Source organism: Stenotrophomonas sp. 86428_Sma (assembly GCF_056481585.1).
Genome location: NZ_CM151156.1, coordinates 3,773,933 through 3,789,958, shown reverse-complemented (window position 1 = coordinate 3,789,958; position 16,026 = coordinate 3,773,933). Strand labels below are relative to the sequence as shown.

The 16,026-nt window shown below is 68.5% G+C and carries 10 protein-coding genes and 1 pseudogene; 7 read left to right on the top strand and 4 right to left on the bottom strand.

The annotated features are described in order from the left end of the window. Window positions 1–51 precede the first annotated feature (51 nt). Window positions 52–588 (bottom strand): hypothetical protein, encoded by a 537-nt coding sequence (locus ACZK3J_RS17415; protein WP_032130197.1) that lies wholly within the window; start codon window positions 586–588, stop codon window positions 52–54. Window positions 589–718: 130 nt separating this feature from the next. On the opposite strand from ACZK3J_RS17415, the gene ACZK3J_RS17410 reads away from it, so the two are divergent. Next, the gene (locus ACZK3J_RS17410; RefSeq protein WP_032130198.1) at window positions 719–2,875 is read left to right on the top strand and encodes a RelA/SpoT family protein; all 2,157 of its coding nucleotides are present in this window, start codon (window positions 719–721) and stop codon (window positions 2,873–2,875) included. Between the two features lie 30 nt (window positions 2,876–2,905). After that, entirely contained in the window at window positions 2,906–4,471 is a 1,566-nt protein-coding gene (locus ACZK3J_RS17405; protein ID WP_049462625.1) for a hypothetical protein, read from the top strand. On the opposite strand, the gene ACZK3J_RS17400 is transcribed toward ACZK3J_RS17405, so the two are convergent. Next, window positions 4,468–6,567 carry a glycosyltransferase gene (locus ACZK3J_RS17400; protein WP_049462626.1) on the bottom strand — a complete coding sequence of 700 codons (2,100 nt, stop codon included), beginning with the start codon at window positions 6,565–6,567 and terminating at the stop codon, window positions 4,468–4,470. The two genes, ACZK3J_RS17405 and ACZK3J_RS17400, sit on opposite strands and share 4 nt — an antisense overlap. 96 nt (window positions 6,568–6,663) lie before the next feature. Here ACZK3J_RS17400 and mrcB point away from each other — a divergent pair. From mrcB to tsaB, 4 genes and pseudogenes are all read left to right on the top strand, one after another. Beyond that, window positions 6,664–9,093 (top strand): annotated as a pseudogene (gene mrcB, locus ACZK3J_RS17395) (penicillin-binding protein 1B); the annotation flags it as partial. A gap of 6 nt (window positions 9,094–9,099) precedes the next feature. Beyond that, window positions 9,100–9,639 carry a hypothetical protein gene (locus ACZK3J_RS17390; protein WP_080356554.1) on the top strand — a complete coding sequence of 180 codons (540 nt, stop codon included), beginning with the start codon at window positions 9,100–9,102 and terminating at the stop codon, window positions 9,637–9,639. 554 nt (window positions 9,640–10,193) lie between these two features. Next, entirely contained in the window at window positions 10,194–12,242 is a 2,049-nt protein-coding gene (locus ACZK3J_RS17385) for a DNA repair helicase YoaA (RefSeq protein WP_049461889.1), read from the top strand. A gap of 9 nt (window positions 12,243–12,251) precedes the next feature. Next, window positions 12,252–12,965 (top strand): tRNA (adenosine(37)-N6)-threonylcarbamoyltransferase complex dimerization subunit type 1 TsaB, encoded by a 714-nt coding sequence (tsaB, locus tag ACZK3J_RS17380; RefSeq protein WP_049461890.1) that lies wholly within the window; start codon window positions 12,252–12,254, stop codon window positions 12,963–12,965. Between the two features lie 578 nt (window positions 12,966–13,543). Here tsaB and ACZK3J_RS17375 read toward each other — a convergent pair. Continuing rightward, window positions 13,544–14,428, bottom strand: a complete 885-nt coding sequence (locus ACZK3J_RS17375; protein ID WP_049463554.1) for an energy transducer TonB family protein — start codon at window positions 14,426–14,428, stop codon at window positions 13,544–13,546. After that, window positions 14,428–15,375, bottom strand: a complete 948-nt coding sequence (gene gshB / locus ACZK3J_RS17370) for a glutathione synthase (RefSeq protein WP_049463553.1) — start codon at window positions 15,373–15,375, stop codon at window positions 14,428–14,430. Before gshB ends, ACZK3J_RS17375 begins: the two co-directional genes overlap by 1 nt. Window positions 15,376–15,615: 240 nt before the next feature. Here gshB and pilG point away from each other — a divergent pair, with 240 nt between their 5' ends. Continuing rightward, on the top strand, window positions 15,616–16,017 hold the full coding sequence (gene pilG, locus ACZK3J_RS17365; RefSeq protein ID WP_005418455.1) for a twitching motility response regulator PilG: 402 nt from the start codon (window positions 15,616–15,618) through the stop codon (window positions 16,015–16,017). The last annotated feature ends 9 nt before the right edge of the window (window positions 16,018–16,026 follow it).

Below are 16,026 nucleotides of genomic sequence, written 5' to 3'. Positions count from 1 at the left end.
TCGTTGCTGCAGAGCCGAGCCCACGCTCGGCTCTGCAGCAACGTCACGGCGTTACTTGGTTCGGCGCACCTTCGGCTGGGTGTTCACGCCGTCGACCTTCAGGTACCACACGCCCATCACACCGGGCTTGATGCTGACGGCGGGGGACTGCTTGCGCACACCGGCCAGGGTGCTTGCATCGGTCTGCTCCCATTCCTGGCCGTTGTCCAGCACGTAGACGCGGCCCTTGCCGAAGCCGCGGAACTCGCCCTGCAGCACGCCGGTGATCGGCTCGCTGCTGCCGAAATCGAAGAAGCCGCGATTCTTCACGATCACTTCCTGACGGCCTTCCTCGCGCGCCGTTTCCCGTACGGCCGCAACCGCCTGGGTAGTGGCCGCTTCGACCTTGCCCTGCAGCCAGCGGTTCAGCGTGGCCAGTTCCTGCGCGTTGAGCTTGTCCAGGCCGGCCGCCTTGAACTCGGCCGGTGACATCTGCTGCTGCAGGTCACCCTCCACCACGCGCTGGGCCAGCGCAGGCGCCGACAGGGACAGCAACAGTGCGGCACAGGCCAGCAGCCGTAGGCGGAAACGCGGGACGATCGAGGACATGTCGGGACTCTCCTGGGTTTGCCCGCGAGTGTAGCGGCATGTCTTCATGCCGGGTGATGGTGGCCGCGGTGATTGTCCCTGAACGGCGCCGGCGCTAGTGTAGGGGCCTCTGTCTTGCCTGCTCGATGCTGTGAACCGCGCTTCCGTCCCCGGCCTGGATGCCTTGTTGAACCGCCCCTCGGCAGCCGTGCTGCCTGCTCCGCTGCGCCAGGCCCTGCGCGGGCACTGGGAAGCGCCGGACTGCGACCATCAGATGCGCGCCAGCTGGTCGGTGCTGGGCGACACCCTCGACGCACTGGCGATGCTCTCGGCCGACGAAGGCGCGGTGGTCGCGGCCCTGCTGTTCGATCTGCCCGGCCTGCGCGCCAGCCTGGAGCAACTGCCGCTGGGCAACCACAAGGCCGCAGTGATCGGCCTGCTGGATGGCCAGGATGCGGCCGATCCGGTGTGGGCGCTGCACGCCGGCCGCGAGGCCGGGCGCAACAGCGAGGGCCTGCGCCGCCTGCTGCTGGCGATCATCCGTGACCTGCGCGTGGTGCCCATCCTGCTGGCGCGGCAGCTGGCGCGCATGCGCGCGGCCGACAAGCTGGACGACGAGCAACGCCGCGCGCTGGCGCAGCTGACCCGCGACATCCATGCGCCGTTGGCCAACCGCCTGGGCATCTGGCAGCTGAAGTGGGAGCTGGAGGACCTGGCGTTCCGCCACCTGGAACCGGAGACCTACCGGCGCATTGCGCGGGAGGTGGACGAAACCCGCATCGCCCGCGAGCGCTACGTCGAGAACGTCAAGAAGGTGCTGTCGCGCGAACTGGTCGCGCAGGGCATCAAGGCCGAGGTCAGTGGCCGCCCGAAGCACATCTACAGCATCTGGCGGAAGATGCAGAAGAAGCGGCTGGCGTTCGACCAGCTGTACGACATCCGTGCGGTGCGCGTCATGGTCGACGATGTCGCCGCCTGCTACGCCGCGCTGGGCGTGGTGCATGCACTGTGGGCGCCGGTGCCCAGCGAGTTCGACGACTACATCGCCCGGCCCAAGGCCAACGACTATCGCTCGTTGCATACCGCCGTGGTCGGCCCGGAAGGGCGCACCATCGAAGTGCAGATCCGTACCCACGAGATGCATTCGCAGGCCGAGCTGGGCGTGGCCGCGCACTGGAAGTACAAGGAAGGCGGCAAGGGCGCGGAGAAGTCCTTCGACCGCAAGATCACCTGGATGCGCCAGCTGCTGGAGCAGGCGCAGGACGGGCAGGGCAATGAACTGGCCGGGGCGCTCGATGCCGAGCTGACCGAGGACCGGGTCTATGCACTGAGCCCGAAGGACGAGGTGCTGGACCTGCCGCAGGGCGCCACGCCGCTCGATTTCGCATACCAGGTGCACACGATGGTGGGCCACCGCTGCCGTGGTGCGAAGGTCAATGGCCGTATCGTGCCGCTGACCTACCGCCTGCGCAGCGGCGACCGCGTCGAGATCCTGACCGGCAAGGAGGCCGATCCGCGCCGCGACTGGCTGATGCCGGCCAACGGCTTCCTGGCCAGCAACCGCTCGCGCGAAAAAGTACGCAGCTGGTTCCACAAGCTCGACCGCGCGCGCAACGTGCAGGCCGGGCGCGAACTGCTCGAGCGCGAGCTGAAGCGTCTGGGCCTGCAGCATTCTGATCTGGCGGTGGCGGCGAAGAAGTTCCATGCCGACAGCGTTGACGACCTCTACATCCAGGTGGCGCTGGGTGACACCGGCCCGAACCAGGTCAGTCGTACCCTGCTGGAAGCCGAACGTGCAGCGAGCCAGCCGGCGCCCGCGCCAGCCCTGCCGCGGCCGACCGCGCGCCGCGAGAACCTGGGCAAGTCCAAGTTCACCGTGCAGGGCGTGGGCAACCTGCTGGTGCAGCTGGCGCGTTGCTGCCAGCCAGTGGCCGGTGAACCGATCGTCGGCTACCTGACCCGTAGCCGGGGTGTCACCGTGCATCGTGCAGACTGTGCCGCGCTGGCCCGGCTGGCAGCCACCAGCCCGCAGCGCATCCTGCCGGTGGAGTGGGGCCAGGCCGGTGGCGGCTACGAAGTGGACGTGGTGGTCACTGCGGTCGACCGCCGCTGGCTGCTGAAGGACATCACCAACCTGATCGCCCAGGAAGACGCCTACGTGCTCGACATCCACAGTGACAACGTGCGCAACAGTGGCCGTGCCCACCTGCGCCTGCGCCTGAAGGTGAGCGACTACGGCCAGCTGTCGACCCTGCTGGGCAAGCTGGATGCGCTGCCCGGCGTGAGCGAGGCGCGTCGCCTCGGCTGAGCTTCACGCTGCCCCGGCTACCCTGCACGCATGGAACGCGAGCCTCCGCATCGCCCGCATGGCGCTGAACATCCTGCGCTGGACCGCGTCCGCCGCGAAGGCCGTTGGTGGTGGCTGCAGGCACGTCACGCGCGCCGGGTGTGGCGCTGGGCGTTGGTCGCCGCGCTGGCGGTGTTCGTGCTGCTGGTGCTGCTGCGCAAGCCGCTGGCCGACTGGTTCTGGGATGAGCCTCAGATTGAACAGTTGCTGGCCGAAGGCGATCGCGCACTGGCGGCCGGGCGGCTGAGTGCCGCCGATGGCAGTGGTGCGCGTGAGCGCTACCAGGCCGTGCTGGCGCTGGATGGTGATCGTCCGCAGGCCCGTGAGGGGCTGGCCCGTACCGGCGCCGCGGCCCTGCAGCAGGCCAGCGAAAAACTGCAGGCCAACGACCTCGAAGGCAGCGCGCAGGCACTGGCACTGGCCCGGGAACTGCAGGTGCCGCAGGGCGATGCGGACGCCGTGGCACGCCAGCTGCAGGCCCGGCGCAGCGCAGGCGCCGGCATCGGTGCACTGCTGGCGCAGGCGCGCAACGCCTTTGCAGCGGGCCGGCTGGACGACGGTGACAGCAGCGCGCTGCCCCTGTTCCAGCGCATCCTGGTACTGCAGCCGGACAATCTGCCGGCGCTGGAAGGTCGCGAGGACGCACTGAGCGATCTGCTGCAGCAGGCCCGCATCCTGGCCGGGCGCGGCGAGCTGGCCCAGGCAGCCGCGATGCTGCAGCGTGCGCGCCAGTTCGATGCCGGCCACGCCGATCTGCCCGCCAGCCAGGAAGCATTGGCACAGGCCGTCGACCAGCGCCTGCGCCAGGCCCAGCGCGCCTTGCAGCGTCGGCAGCTGGAATCCGCAGCGAAGGGATTCCTCGCCGTGCTGGCAGTGGCGGTTGATGATTCCAGTGCCCAGCGCGGCCGCGAACAGACCTTGCAGGCGGTGCTGGCACGCAGCCAGAAGCAGGCCGACGATTTCCAGTTCGAAGCGGCGCAGGCCGATGCCGCACTGGCAGTGGAACTGGGTGCTTCGCCGGCGGCGCAACAGCAGCTCGCGCAACGCCTGCAGCGCGCCCAACAGGCGCAGAAGGCGCTGCAGCAGCCGGCGGTCAGCAACACGCAGCGCGAGCGCCAACTGCGCGACCACCTGCGCAGGATCGAGCGCGCCGAACGTGCCGGGCAATGGATCAGCCCCCCCGGGCACAGTGCGTTCGACGCGTTGCGCGAAGCGCAGTCACTGGCGCCACGCGATGCACGGGTGAAGGCTGCCGCAGCGCGGCTGCTGCCTGCCAGTCGCCGCTGCTTCGACGACAACCTGCGGCAGAACCGCGTGCAGGCCGCAGGTGCCTGCCTGCAGGCGTGGCAGACCCTGTCGCCGACCGCGGCCGGGCTTCCCTCGGCACGCCTGCGCCTGGCCCAGCGCTGGCTGGCGATCGGCAGCGAACGGCTCGGCAACGGCGATCTGGCTTTCGCGGCACACGCCGCCGAACAGGCCCGGTTGCTGCAACCGGACCTGGCCGAGCTGCCGGCGTTCGAAGACCGCCTGCGCCGCGCCGGCGGTCGCCCGGATTAGGTGAAGAACACCCGCTGCACGGTCGCGCGGGCAGCGTCGAGGGAGAAGTGCTCTGCGATGTTGGCCAGGCCGGCGTCGGACAACTGCTGCCACAGCTGCGGATCCTGGTACAGGCGGACCACCGCATGGGCGAAGCCCGCCGCATCATCGGCCACCAGCACGTCCTGGCCCGGGTGCAGGTGCATTCCTTCCACGGCGCAGGTGGTACCTACCACTGGCTGGCCATGGGCCATGCTCAGGTTGATCTTGCCCTTCACGCCGGCGCCGAAACGCAGCGGCGCGATGGAAATGCGTGCGCCGTCCATGTAGGGCGTGATGTCCTCGACGAAACCGTGCATCTGCACGCCGGGTTGGCGTGCGGCCAATGCCAGCAGCGATTCCGGTGTGGCGGCACCGATGCAGTGCAGGCGTACCTCGGGCAGGCGGGCGCGGATGCCGGCAAAGACTTCGCCGATGAACCACTCCATGGCATCCAGGTTCGGCGGATGGCGGAAGCCGCCGACAAACACCAGATCATGGCGCTGTTCGAACGGTTTGCCGGCGCCGGCGACGTCGTGCAGGTTGGAGATCAGCTCCACCTGCACGGAAGGGGCGTCGGCCTGCAGCTGCTCGCGCTCGGCGGCACTGACCAGCACGGTGACGTCGCACTGCTCCATCACCGCCAGCTCGCTGGCGCGGGTGCGCTCGGCGGCGCGCAGCAACCCGGCATCACCGGCGACTTCGGCACCACGACGTTCGCGCAGGTAGTGCAGGTCCACGGTGTCGAACACAGTGCGGGCCTGCGGCGCATAGCGCTTCAGCAGCGGCAGGCACTCGTGGGCGACATGGTGGCGGACCAGCAGCGCCACGTGGAAACGCGCACCGTGCGTTCGCAGCCAGCTGGCGACGCCATCGAGGAACGGCGCATACCAGACTTCCACGCCCATCCGCTGCAGTGCTTCGGTGGCGGCACCGCCATGTTCGCGGCGGGTGGGAACAAACACCACATGAGCGCCGCCCTGCAGCAGCAGGCGGATCAGGTTCACCTGGCGCAGTGACGCCGAATCGCGATCCGGCTGGGGTACTTCCTCGTCCAGGATCAACACCTGGCGTCGGCCACGCAGCAGCAGCGCGGGTGACGGCACTTCGCCCACCGCCGGATGGTGGGCCAGCTCGGTGGCCCAGCGGGCGGCGAAGATGGCCTGGTTGCGCACCTGGTAGGCCTTCACCCCGCTGCCGGTATCGGTGCCGTTGCTGGTGCCTTCATCGTGGATCACCCGGCTGGCTGGTTGCACCAGCACACGCAGGCCCTGGGCGCGAACGCGGAAGGCCAGATCGGTGTCCTCGTAGTACGCCGGCTTGTAACGGGTATCGAAGCCGCCCAGCTGCTGCCAGAGGGCGCGCGGCAGCATCAGCGCCGCGCCGGAGCAGTAGTCGACGTCGCGCAGGCTGGCAAAGCGTGGGTCGTCCGCCGCCTCGAAACGGCCGTAGCTCCAGCCGCTGCCGTTGGCGAAGATCACACCCCCTGATTCCTGCAGGCGGCCATCCGGGTACAGCAGCTGGCTGCCGACCAGGCCGGCGTCGGGCGTGCTGGCGAACGTGTCCAGCAGGGCATCCAGCCAGCCCGGCTGCGGCACCGTATCGTTGTTGAGCAGCACCACATAGCGGCCGCGTGCGCGCGACACGCCATCGTTGCAGGCCTCGATGAAGCCGCCGTTGTGCTCGCGCACCTCATAGCGCAGTCCGGCGACCTGCGGCATCCACTGCACGGTGGCGTCGCTGCTGCCGTCATCCACGACCAGGATCTCGCACGCCGCCAGCGGCGGATGTGCCGCCAGGGCGCGCAGGCAGGCCAGGGTATGGCCGACGTGGTTGTAGACCGGGATGACGATACTCACTTCCGGCGTTTCGCTGAACGGCACCGTGAAGGGGGCGAAATCCTGTGCCGGCGGCAGGAACAGCGGCGTTCGCGGCGCGGGAACGGCGCGCTGGGTATGCACGCGGATGCGCTGCCAGGTCGCCCGCCACCCACGGGTACGCAGGCTGGCCAGGCTCCGGCGGGCCAGGCCCGTGAGGCGGTTGATCAGGTATCGGATCTCGGCCAGGGACATCGCCATCCGGTTGCAACTCCAGCTTAAGCAGGGGAACCCGGGAGAATTCGCCAGCCGCAGCGGCTGGGGTAGACTCGCCAGACCCTACATTCTCGCATTCCCGTGCCCCGACGCTACGATTCCGACGACATCGACGATTTCGACGACGACGACCAGCAGGACAACGGCCCGCTGTGGCGGCGCCGGCTGATCACCTGGAGCATGGCTGCGGTCGCGTTGGGATTGGGTTTCCTCATTCCCTATACGCTGTACCTGAACCAGCAGGTGACCCAGCGTTTCGGCGAGCTGCGCTGGCAGATCCCGACGCGCGTCTACGCGCGCCCGCTGGTGCTCACCCCCGGCAAGGCGATGGATGCGTCCACGCTGAAGACCGAGCTGGCCGCCTCCGCCTACCGCGATGACGGCCAGGGCAAGGACCCGGCCACCTATGCGGTGAACGGCGGGCGCTTCGTCATCTCCAGCCGCGGCTACAACGACGTCGATGGCCGGGTTGCCCCGCGCCGGCTCGAGCTGTCACTGGCCGATGGTGCGGTCGCCTCGCTGCGCGACGCCGACAACCGCAAGGCCTTGAAGGCCGCGCGGTTGGACCCGGCCCGCATCGCCACCCTGTACGGCCAGAAGCAGGAAGAACGCCGCCTGATCCGCATGGACGAGGCGCCGGACCTGCTGGTGACCGGCCTGCAGGCGGTGGAGGACAAGGACTTCAACCGCCACCACGGCATCGACCTGTCCGGCATCGCGCGCGCGGTGTGGGTAACCATCCGCTCCGGTGGCCAGAGCCGCCAGGGCGCCTCTACGCTGACCCAGCAGCTGGCCCGCAGCGGCCTGCTCGGCATCGGCAAGGAGCAGACGGTTACCCGCAAATTCAACGAAGTGCTCTACGCGCTGATCATGGAAGCGCGCTACGACAAGCGCACCATCTTCGAGGCCTACCTCAACCAGGTGTACCTGGGCCAGCGTGGCAGCCAGGCCATCCATGGCATGTCCTCTGGCGCCGAGTTCTGGTTCGGTCGCGACCTGCAGTCGCTGGAGACCGAGCAGATCGCGCTGCTGATCGGCCTGGTCAAGGGCCCGTCCTTCTACGACCCGCGGCGCAATCCGGAACGCGCGCTGGATCGCCGCAACTTCGTGCTGGGCAAACTCCACGAAGCCACGCTGATCGATGACGCCGAGTACCAGCGTGCGTTGAAGGCCCCGCTGGGCGTGCCCAAGACGCCGGGCCTGGTTGCCGCCAACCGCTTCCCCGCCTATGTTGATCTGGTCCGCCGCCAACTGGGTCACGACTATCCGGAATCTGCCCTGCAGGGCGCCGGCCTGAGCGTGATGACCGGTATGTCGCCGTCCGCGCAGGCCTATGCCGAAGGCGCGGTGACCCGCACCATCAAGTCGCTGGAGAGCAAGCGTCGCCCCGAACTGCAGGCCGGCATGGTGCTGACCGACGTGCACAACGGTGACGTGCTGGCGGTGATCGGCAGCCGTGAAGTGTCCGAGGTCGGCTTCAACCGTGCGATCGAAGCACAGCGCCCGGTCGGCTCGTTGCTGAAGCCGTTCGTGTACCTGCTCGCGTTGGCGCAGCCGGACCGCTACTCGCTGGCCAGCTGGGTCGACGATTCACCGGTGACCGTCCAGCTCGGCCGCGGCCGCAACTGGAACCCGGGCAACGCGGACAACCGCAGCCACGGCACCGTGCGCCTGATCGACGCGCTGGCGCATTCCTACAACCAGGCCACGGTGCGCGTGGGCATGCAGGTCGGCCCCGAGCGTGTGACCCAGCTCATCCACGTGCTGGCCGGCATCAAGGCCGAGGCGAATCCGGCGGTGATTCTCGGTTCGACCGACCAGAGCCCGTACGCGATGGCCCAGCTGTACCAGTTCCTCGCGTCCGGTGGCGAAATCCAGCCGCTGCATGCGGTGCGTGGCGTGCTCGATCCGCAGGGCAAGCTGCTCAAGCGTTACGACAAGACCCCGGCACCGGCCCAGGAAGGCGACTCGATTGCCGCCAACCTGATCAGTGTCGGCCTGCAGCAGGTGGTTGCCAGCGGCACCGCGCAGCGCCTGAACGCCGATGGCCTCGGCCGCCTGCAGCCGGCCGGCAAGACCGGTACCACCAACGATGGCCGCGACAGCTGGTACGCCGGTTACACCGGCGATCATCTGGCGGTGATCTGGATCGGCAACGACCAGAACGAGCAGGCCGGCCTGTACGGTGCCACCGGCGCGATGCGGGTCTGGTCGGGCATCTTCCAGCGCCTGCCGAGTGCGCCACTGCGGGTCAGCAACAAGGGCCTGGACTGGCAGTCGGTGGCGCCGACCGGACTCAACAGCACGGATGAAGGCTGCCCGGGCGCGCGTCGTTTCCCGTTCGTGGTGGGCTATTCACCGGCCTATGCACCGTGTGCGCCGGCGGTGTCGCCGGACGGGCAGGGTGCCGAAGGCGAGGGCGGTGGCTGGCGTAGCTGGTTCGGCCTGGACCGCAAGCCTGAGCCGCCTGCTGAACCTGCCGCGGCGCCCGCCGCCGCCACTCCTCCCCCCGAGCCGATGATGCCGATGAACATGCGATCCCTGCTGCAGCCCCTGGCCCTGACCGGCCTCAGCCTGGCCCTGGCCGCCTGCGTCAGCAGCGCACCGCCGGTGGCCAAGCCGCCGGTTGATACCACCACGCCGGCACAGCGCCTGGCTGCGGTGGATGCGGCCGCAGGTCCGGACGACAAGGAGCTGTCGGTGCAGCCTCTGCGTGATTCGCAGGTGGAAGACCTGCGGGTGACCGCACAGACGCAGCGCCAGGCCAACGACCTGGCCGGTGCCGCCAGCAGCCTGGACCACGCGCTGGAAATCGTGGCCGGTGACCCGGCGGTGCTGCAGGAGCGTGCCGAGCTGGCGCTGTTGCAGGGCCAATGGGCACAGGCTGAGACGTTCGCGCGCAAGGCGGTGGATCTGGGCTCGAAGACCGGGCCGCTGTGCCGCCGGCACTGGGCGACGATCGAGCAGTCGCGTCTGGCGCGCGGCGAGAAGGAAAATGCGGTGTCGGCGCATGCGCAGATTGAAGGTTGCACGGTGCCGGGGATCAAGCGGTACTGAGGTATTCCACTCCATCGGGCGCTGCCCCCTCTGCGGCGCGCGCTCGCACTGATGGATACAGGTGATGGGACGGGTAGGTGGGGCGTGCAGGACACGCCGTAAACCCATCCTTGGGGGCTCGATGGCGCCATCCATGGCGCCAACGGTCCTGCACGCCCCACCCACCCGGCCCGCTATACATCGCGCGGGCCGCAGGCAAGAACAAAATCAAAATCAAAAGCGGGTCGCGCGCTGCGCGCGCTCGCGGTAGTTCGTCCTCTTTTCCCGTTCCCTCAACCGCTTTTGACATCCCAGTCGAGCAAGCTCGACTCTACGAAGCGCGTGCCTCCGTCACCGGGGCACTGTCGAAGGTGGGGGACTGTGGGTTTGCGGGGTGTCCGCGGCATGGATGCCGCGGCCAAGCCCCCAAGGACGGGTTTACGGCGTCCCCGCAAACCCACAGTCCCCCACCCAGCCCTCAGTGCAACCCAGAGCCATGACCGCTGTTACCGTTGCTTGTGCTCTGGCTTGAAACGGGTGCCGGGCAGCGCCCGGCCGGGTATCCTTTCCCTCTGATGTCCGACCTTGTCCATGCCAGCCGCGAAGCCCTCAGCGACGGCGGCGCGCTCGCCTCGCACCTGGATGCATTCGTCCCGCGTCCGGCACAGCTGCACCTGACCGAAGCCATCGCCGATGCGCTGCAGCAGCGTGATCTGCTGCTGGCCGAGGCCGGTACCGGCACCGGCAAGACGTTTGCCTATCTGGTGCCGGTGCTGCTGTCCGGGTTGCGCACCATCATCTCCACAGGCACCCGCGCGCTGCAGGACCAGCTCTACCACCGCGATCTGCCACGGGTGCGCCAGGCACTCGGGGTCGGCCTGCGCAGTGCGCTGCTGAAAGGGCGTGCGAACTACCTGTGCCGCTATCGCCTGCAGCAGGCGCGCGGCGAACCGCGGTTTTCCAGTCCCGAGCAGGCCGCGCAGTTCCAGCGCATCCTGGCCTGGTCCGGTCGCTCGGAGTTCGGTGACATCGCCGAGCTCGACGGGCTGGCCGACGACTCCCCATTGCTGCCGATGGTCACCTCCACCGTCGACAACTGCCTGGGCACCGATTGCCCGTTCTGGGATGACTGCTTCGTGGTGCGTGCGCGGCAGCGTGCACAGGCTGCCGATGTGGTGGTGGTCAACCATCACCTGCTGCTGGCCGATCTGGCCCTGAAGCAGGATGGCTTCGGTGAACTGCTGCCGGGCGCCCAGGCCTTCGTCATCGACGAGGCGCACCAGTTGCCCGAACTGGCCGCGCAGTTCTTCGGCGAGGGTTTTGGCATGCGCCCGTGGCAGGAGCTCGGGCGCGATTGCCTGGCTGAAGCACGCGGTGTGGGCGGCGCGCAGTCGGCGCTGCAGGAACCGGTCGACCAGTTGCAGCAGGCGCTGCTGGCGCTGCGTTCGGCGATGGAGGGACTGCCGCCGCGTGGCACGCAATGGCGCGCGCTGGCGATGCCACAGGTGCGCGACGGATTCGATACGGTGATGGCAGGGTTGGTGACCCTGGAGCAGGCATTGCAGCCGCTGCGCGAAGCGGCGGCGGGTCTGGATGCCTGTCATGCGCGGGCGCGCGAGGCGGTCTCGCGGCTCAGCCGCTGGCTGGGCGATGACGAACCCACTCTCGATTTCGACACCGATCCGTCGGAAGCGAGCAGTGCGGCCGATGTGCTCTGGTACGAGCTTACGCCGCGTGGTTTCCGTTGCCAGCGCACGCCGATGGATGTGTCCGGTCCGCTGCGTGAGCATCGCGAGCGCAGCCGTGCCGCGTGGATCTTCACTTCGGCAACGCTGACCGTGGGCGGTGGTTTCGATCACATCGCCACCCGCCTGGGCCTGGACGATCCGCACACGCTGGTGCAGCCAAGTCCGTTCAATTGGCCCGAGCAGGCGCTGTGCTACCTGCCCGAAGGCCTGCCCGATCCGGCGGCGCGCGGGTTTGGCACCGCGCTGATCCAGACCTTGCGGCCGGTGTTGCAGGCCTCGCAGGGCAGGGCCTTCCTGTTGTTCGCCTCGCACCGTGCATTGCGTGAGGCCGCCGAGGCATTGCGCGACGGGCCGTGGCCGTTGTTCGTGCAGGGTGAGGCGCCGCGTGCGACGCTGCTGCAGCGCTTCCGTGAATCGGGCAATGGCGTGCTGCTGGGCTCGGCCAGTTTCCGCGAGGGCGTGGATGTGGTCGGCGAAGCGCTGAGCGTGGTGATGATCGACAAGCTGCCGTTTGCGGCGCCGGATGACCCGGTGTACGAGGCGCGGCTGGAGGCGATCCGCAGCCAGGGCGGCAATCCGTTCCGCGACGAGCAGTTGCCGCAGGCGGTGATCGCATTGAAGCAGGGTGTCGGCCGCCTGATCCGCAGCGAGAGCGACCGTGGCGTGCTGGTACTGTGCGACCCGCGCCTGCTCAACCGGGGCTATGGCCGGGTCTTCCTCGATTCGCTGCCGCCGTTCCGGCGTACTCGCAGCCTGGCCGATGTGCAGGCCTTCTTTACGCCACAATGGGCGCCCGTGTCCGATGATGCGGCTGCCCCAGTCGCTGTTGCGACCGGCCCTGAGCCGGCGCCCGGTGCCACGTTCCCCCTGTTCTGACCCGAACCGATGAAACTGCTCGCCTTTGAAACCGCCACCGAAGCCTGTTCCGTTGCCCTGCATGTCGATGGGCAGGTGCTGGAACGCTTCGAGATCGCCCCGCGCCGGCACGCCGAACTGAGCCTGCCGTGGGCGGAGGCGCTGCTGGCCGAAGCCGGCATCAGCCGCCGCCAGCTGGACGGCATCGCGCTCAGCCGCGGCCCGGGTGCGTTCACTGGCGTACGCCTGGCTATCGCGATTGCCCAGGGCATCGCACTGGCACTGGACCGTCCGCTGTTGCCGGTCTCGACGCTGCAGGTGCTGGCGTTGCGGGCACCGACGGAAGAAACGCAGATCCTGTCAGCGATCGATGCGCGGATGGGCGAACTCTACGTTGCCCGCTTCGAGCGCGTGGACGGCCTGCCGGTGGCGCGTGATGCTGAGCGCGTATGCGCACCCGCTGCGGAGTCGCTGCCGGAAGGGCTGTCCGCCTACGGTGTGGGTACCGGTTTCGGCGCAGCCGAGGGCGCACTGGTGGCGCAACTTGGGGCTGGCCTGCGTGGATTCGATGCCGCCGCATTGCCGCGCGCGTCGGACGTACTGGCACTGGCGGTGCGGGCCTTCGCGCGCGGCGAAGCCATCGCACCGGAGAAGGTCGAGCCGGCCTATCTGCGCGACAACGTGGCACTGACCCTGGTCGAGCAGCAGGCGGCGCGCGAGGCGAAGGCGAAGGCCAACGGCTGAGCCCCTCGTGGCGGGGGTGGTTGCGTAGATCAAAAGCCGTGGTTTGGCCGGGCGGGTGGGCTGCGCAGGGGGCGCTGCAAGTACGTCCCTGTAAGCTCGGTCGCCGCTTGCCCGTGTGCGCTGTCCTGCGCACACGGCAAGACCGGGGTTGGGCGTCCTGCCCAACCCGCCCGAGGCATGCCTCGGGCCCATGCGGCTCACGCCCCTGCGCAGCCCACCCGCCCGGCCTCTGACAGTTCCCGTGTGCGTCCGCCACGGAAAATCAAAAAAAGAAAAGTCAAAGTCAAAAGCGGGTCGCTTCGCTCGCATCCACGCGTGGCGTGGATGTGTGTCGACCAAGGTCGACACCTACCAATAGCAAAAATGCGCCGTGATCTGTCAAAGGTGGGGCGGTGTGGGCTTGCAGGACCGTTGGCGCCATGGATGGCGCCATCGAGCCCCCAGGGACGGGTTTACGGCGTGTCCTGCAAGCCCACACCGCCCCGCCAAACCCAAAGCCCAACCGCAGCTCTTGATCTTGCTGTTGCAGTTGCTTGGGCTTGCAGCGGGTCCCGGGCCGCAGGCCCGGGCAACAAACCCTACCGGTCGTCGTGCAGGGTGCCGCCCGGCAGGAACACCCACGTGCGCGTGACCTGCAGGATATCGATCTCATCCTCGGTCTTCGGCAACGGCGGGAACGGCTGCGCCAGCTTCACCACCCGCAGAGCCGCCTCATCCAGCAACGGCGTCCCGCTCGAACGCAGGATCCGGCTGCTTTCCACGCTGCCATCGCGGCGCACACCCACGCTGATCACCACCTGGCCACCCAGGCGGCGCTGCCGGGCCTCGTCCGGGTAGTTCAGGTTGCCGACGCGCTCGGCGCGATCGACCCAGGCACGCAGGTAGTTGGCATAGGCATATTCGCGCGTGCTGGCCGACACGAACTTGCGGTTCGGACGCTTGGCGTACTGCGCCGAGCGCAGGTGCACTTCGGCGGCCAGGCGCGCCATCTCCACGTCGCGCTGTTCGCGTGCGCTCAAGGGCGCATCCGGTTCGGGCTGATCCGGCGTGGGCCGGGACTGTGCCTGCGCGACCACCTCTTCGCCATTGCGGCTGCTGACCACCCGCGCCTGCGGCGGCGGAACCGGTGCGGCCGATTGCTGCTGCTGTGGCACCGGGCTGATTCCGGATTGCGCCTGCGGCACGATGCCGGCCTGGTTGTCGCGCGGACGCTGCGCGCGGTCATGCTCGCCACCGCCTTCCTGGTTGGCCGCGGCCAGGAAATCGGCCTGCTTCGGCGTCAATGCGGTGCGGGTCTGGCTGAAGATCACTTCCAGCGTCGGCACCAGCGGTGCATCGCCCTTCACGGCGAAGCCCACGCCCAGGATCAGCAGGGCGTGGACCAGCACCGACAGCGCGATGGTCGCCCCCAGCCGTTGCGCTTCGCGCGGCGGCGGGGGCAGTACGGCAGATGCGGCAGACATCAGCGCAGGCCGGCCTCGAGTGCGTCGAACAGGGTGCCGGCAATGTTCAGGCCGTACTGTGCGTCCAGTTCGCGCACGCAGGTCGGGCTGGTCACGTTGACCTCGGTCAGGTAATCACCGATCACGTCCAGGCCGACGAAGCGCATGCCGCGACGCTTCATCTCCGGCCCGACCTGGGCGGCGATCCAGCGGTCGCGCTCGCTCAGCGGGCGGCCTTCGCCGCGGCCACCGGCGGCGAGGTTGCCGCGGAATTCATCACCCTGCGGGATGCGCGCCAAGCAGTAGTCGACGGGTTCGCCATCGACCAGCAGGATGCGCTTGTCGCCAGCGGTGATGTCGGGAATGAACTTCTGTGCCAGCGCCATCCTGTGGCCGCCGTCGGTCAGGGTTTCCAGGATCACATTCAGGTTCGGATCGCCCTGGCCGCTGCGGAAGATCGAGCGGCCGCCCATGCCATCCAGCGGCTTCAGAACCGCCTGGCCGTGTTCCAGGGCAAAGGCCTTCAGCGCCTTGGCATCGCGGCTGACCAGGGTCGGCGGGCAGCACTGCGGGAACAGCAGGGCGGCCAGCTTCTCGTTGTAGTCGCGCAGGCCCCGCGGGTTGTTGACCACGCAGGCACCGGCAGCGGCGGCCACGTCCAGCACCTGGGTGTCGTAGATGTACTCGGCGTCGACCGGCGGGTCCTTGCGCATCAGCACGATCTGGCCGGGACCGAACTCGGTACGGCTGAACGCACCCAGCTCATACCAGCCGGCCGGGTCGTCGCGCACCTGCAGCGGTGCGGTCTGGGCCACCGCCACGCCACCTTCCAGGGCCAACCCGCCCGGGCGCACGTAGTGCAGGGCATGGCCGCGGCGCTGGGCTTCCAGCAACATGGCGAAGGTGGTGTCCTTGGCGATCTTGATGTGGGCGATGGGGTCCATCACCACGATGACGTTCAACGGCATGGGCGCACCTGTCTGGCAAGGCGTTGATGGTAGCGGCAACGCCGGTCGCGCGCCTCCCTGCCGTACTGCAACGCAGCGTCCGCCCGGCGGTCGCGCACGCATTGCGAAACCCGTCACGTTCAGGAGGGTGCCATGCCCCGCGCCATGGGGCGGCCTTGAAGCGGGCGCGGAAAGTGCGATATAGATACGCTTTCGTAGCGGCCCCCGCCAGAGATCGGGCCGTGCGCTTGGGGATAGGCAATGACTGAAAACACGACTGCGGGCGGGGAACTCGCAGGACTCCGGGTGATGGTCATCGATGATTCGAAGACCATCCGCAGGACTGCGGAAACGCTGCTCAAGCGCGAAGGTTGCGAGGTGGTCACCGCCACCGACGGCTTCGAAGCGCTTGCGAAGATCGCAGACCAGCAACCGCAGATCATCTTCGTCGACATCATGATGCCGCGCCTGGACGGGTACCAGACCTGTGCGCTGATCAAGGGCAACCAGCTGTTCAAGGCGACCCCGGTCATCATGCTGTCGTCCAAGGATGGCCTGTTCGACAAGGCGCGGGGACGCATCGTCGGCTCGGAGCAGTACCTGACGAAGCCTTTCACGCGTGAAGAACTGCTGGGTGCCATCCGCACATACGTCAACGCCTGACCAGGGGGG

What these genes read in the sequence shown, in the direction of transcription:
- ACZK3J_RS17385 (WP_049461889.1), top strand. Translation starts at nt 10,194, where the DNA reads ATGTCCGACCTTGTCCATGCCAGCCGCGAAGCCCTCAGCGACGGCGGC.
- gshB (WP_049463553.1), bottom strand. Translation starts at nt 15,375, where the DNA reads ATGCCGTTGAACGTCATCGTGGTGATGGACCCCATCGCCCACATCAAG.
- ACZK3J_RS17375 (WP_049463554.1), bottom strand. Translation starts at nt 14,428, where the DNA reads ATGTCTGCCGCATCTGCCGTACTGCCCCCGCCGCCGCGCGAAGCGCAA.
- ACZK3J_RS17400 (WP_049462626.1), bottom strand. Translation starts at nt 6,567, where the DNA reads ATGGCGATGTCCCTGGCCGAGATCCGATACCTGATCAACCGCCTCACG.
- ACZK3J_RS17405 (WP_049462625.1), top strand. Translation starts at nt 2,906, where the DNA reads ATGGAACGCGAGCCTCCGCATCGCCCGCATGGCGCTGAACATCCTGCG.
- ACZK3J_RS17390 (WP_080356554.1), top strand. Translation starts at nt 9,100, where the DNA reads ATGATGCCGATGAACATGCGATCCCTGCTGCAGCCCCTGGCCCTGACC.
- pilG (WP_005418455.1), top strand. Translation starts at nt 15,616, where the DNA reads ATGACTGAAAACACGACTGCGGGCGGGGAACTCGCAGGACTCCGGGTG.
- tsaB (WP_049461890.1), top strand. Translation starts at nt 12,252, where the DNA reads ATGAAACTGCTCGCCTTTGAAACCGCCACCGAAGCCTGTTCCGTTGCC.
- ACZK3J_RS17415 (WP_032130197.1), bottom strand. Translation starts at nt 588, where the DNA reads ATGTCCTCGATCGTCCCGCGTTTCCGCCTACGGCTGCTGGCCTGTGCC.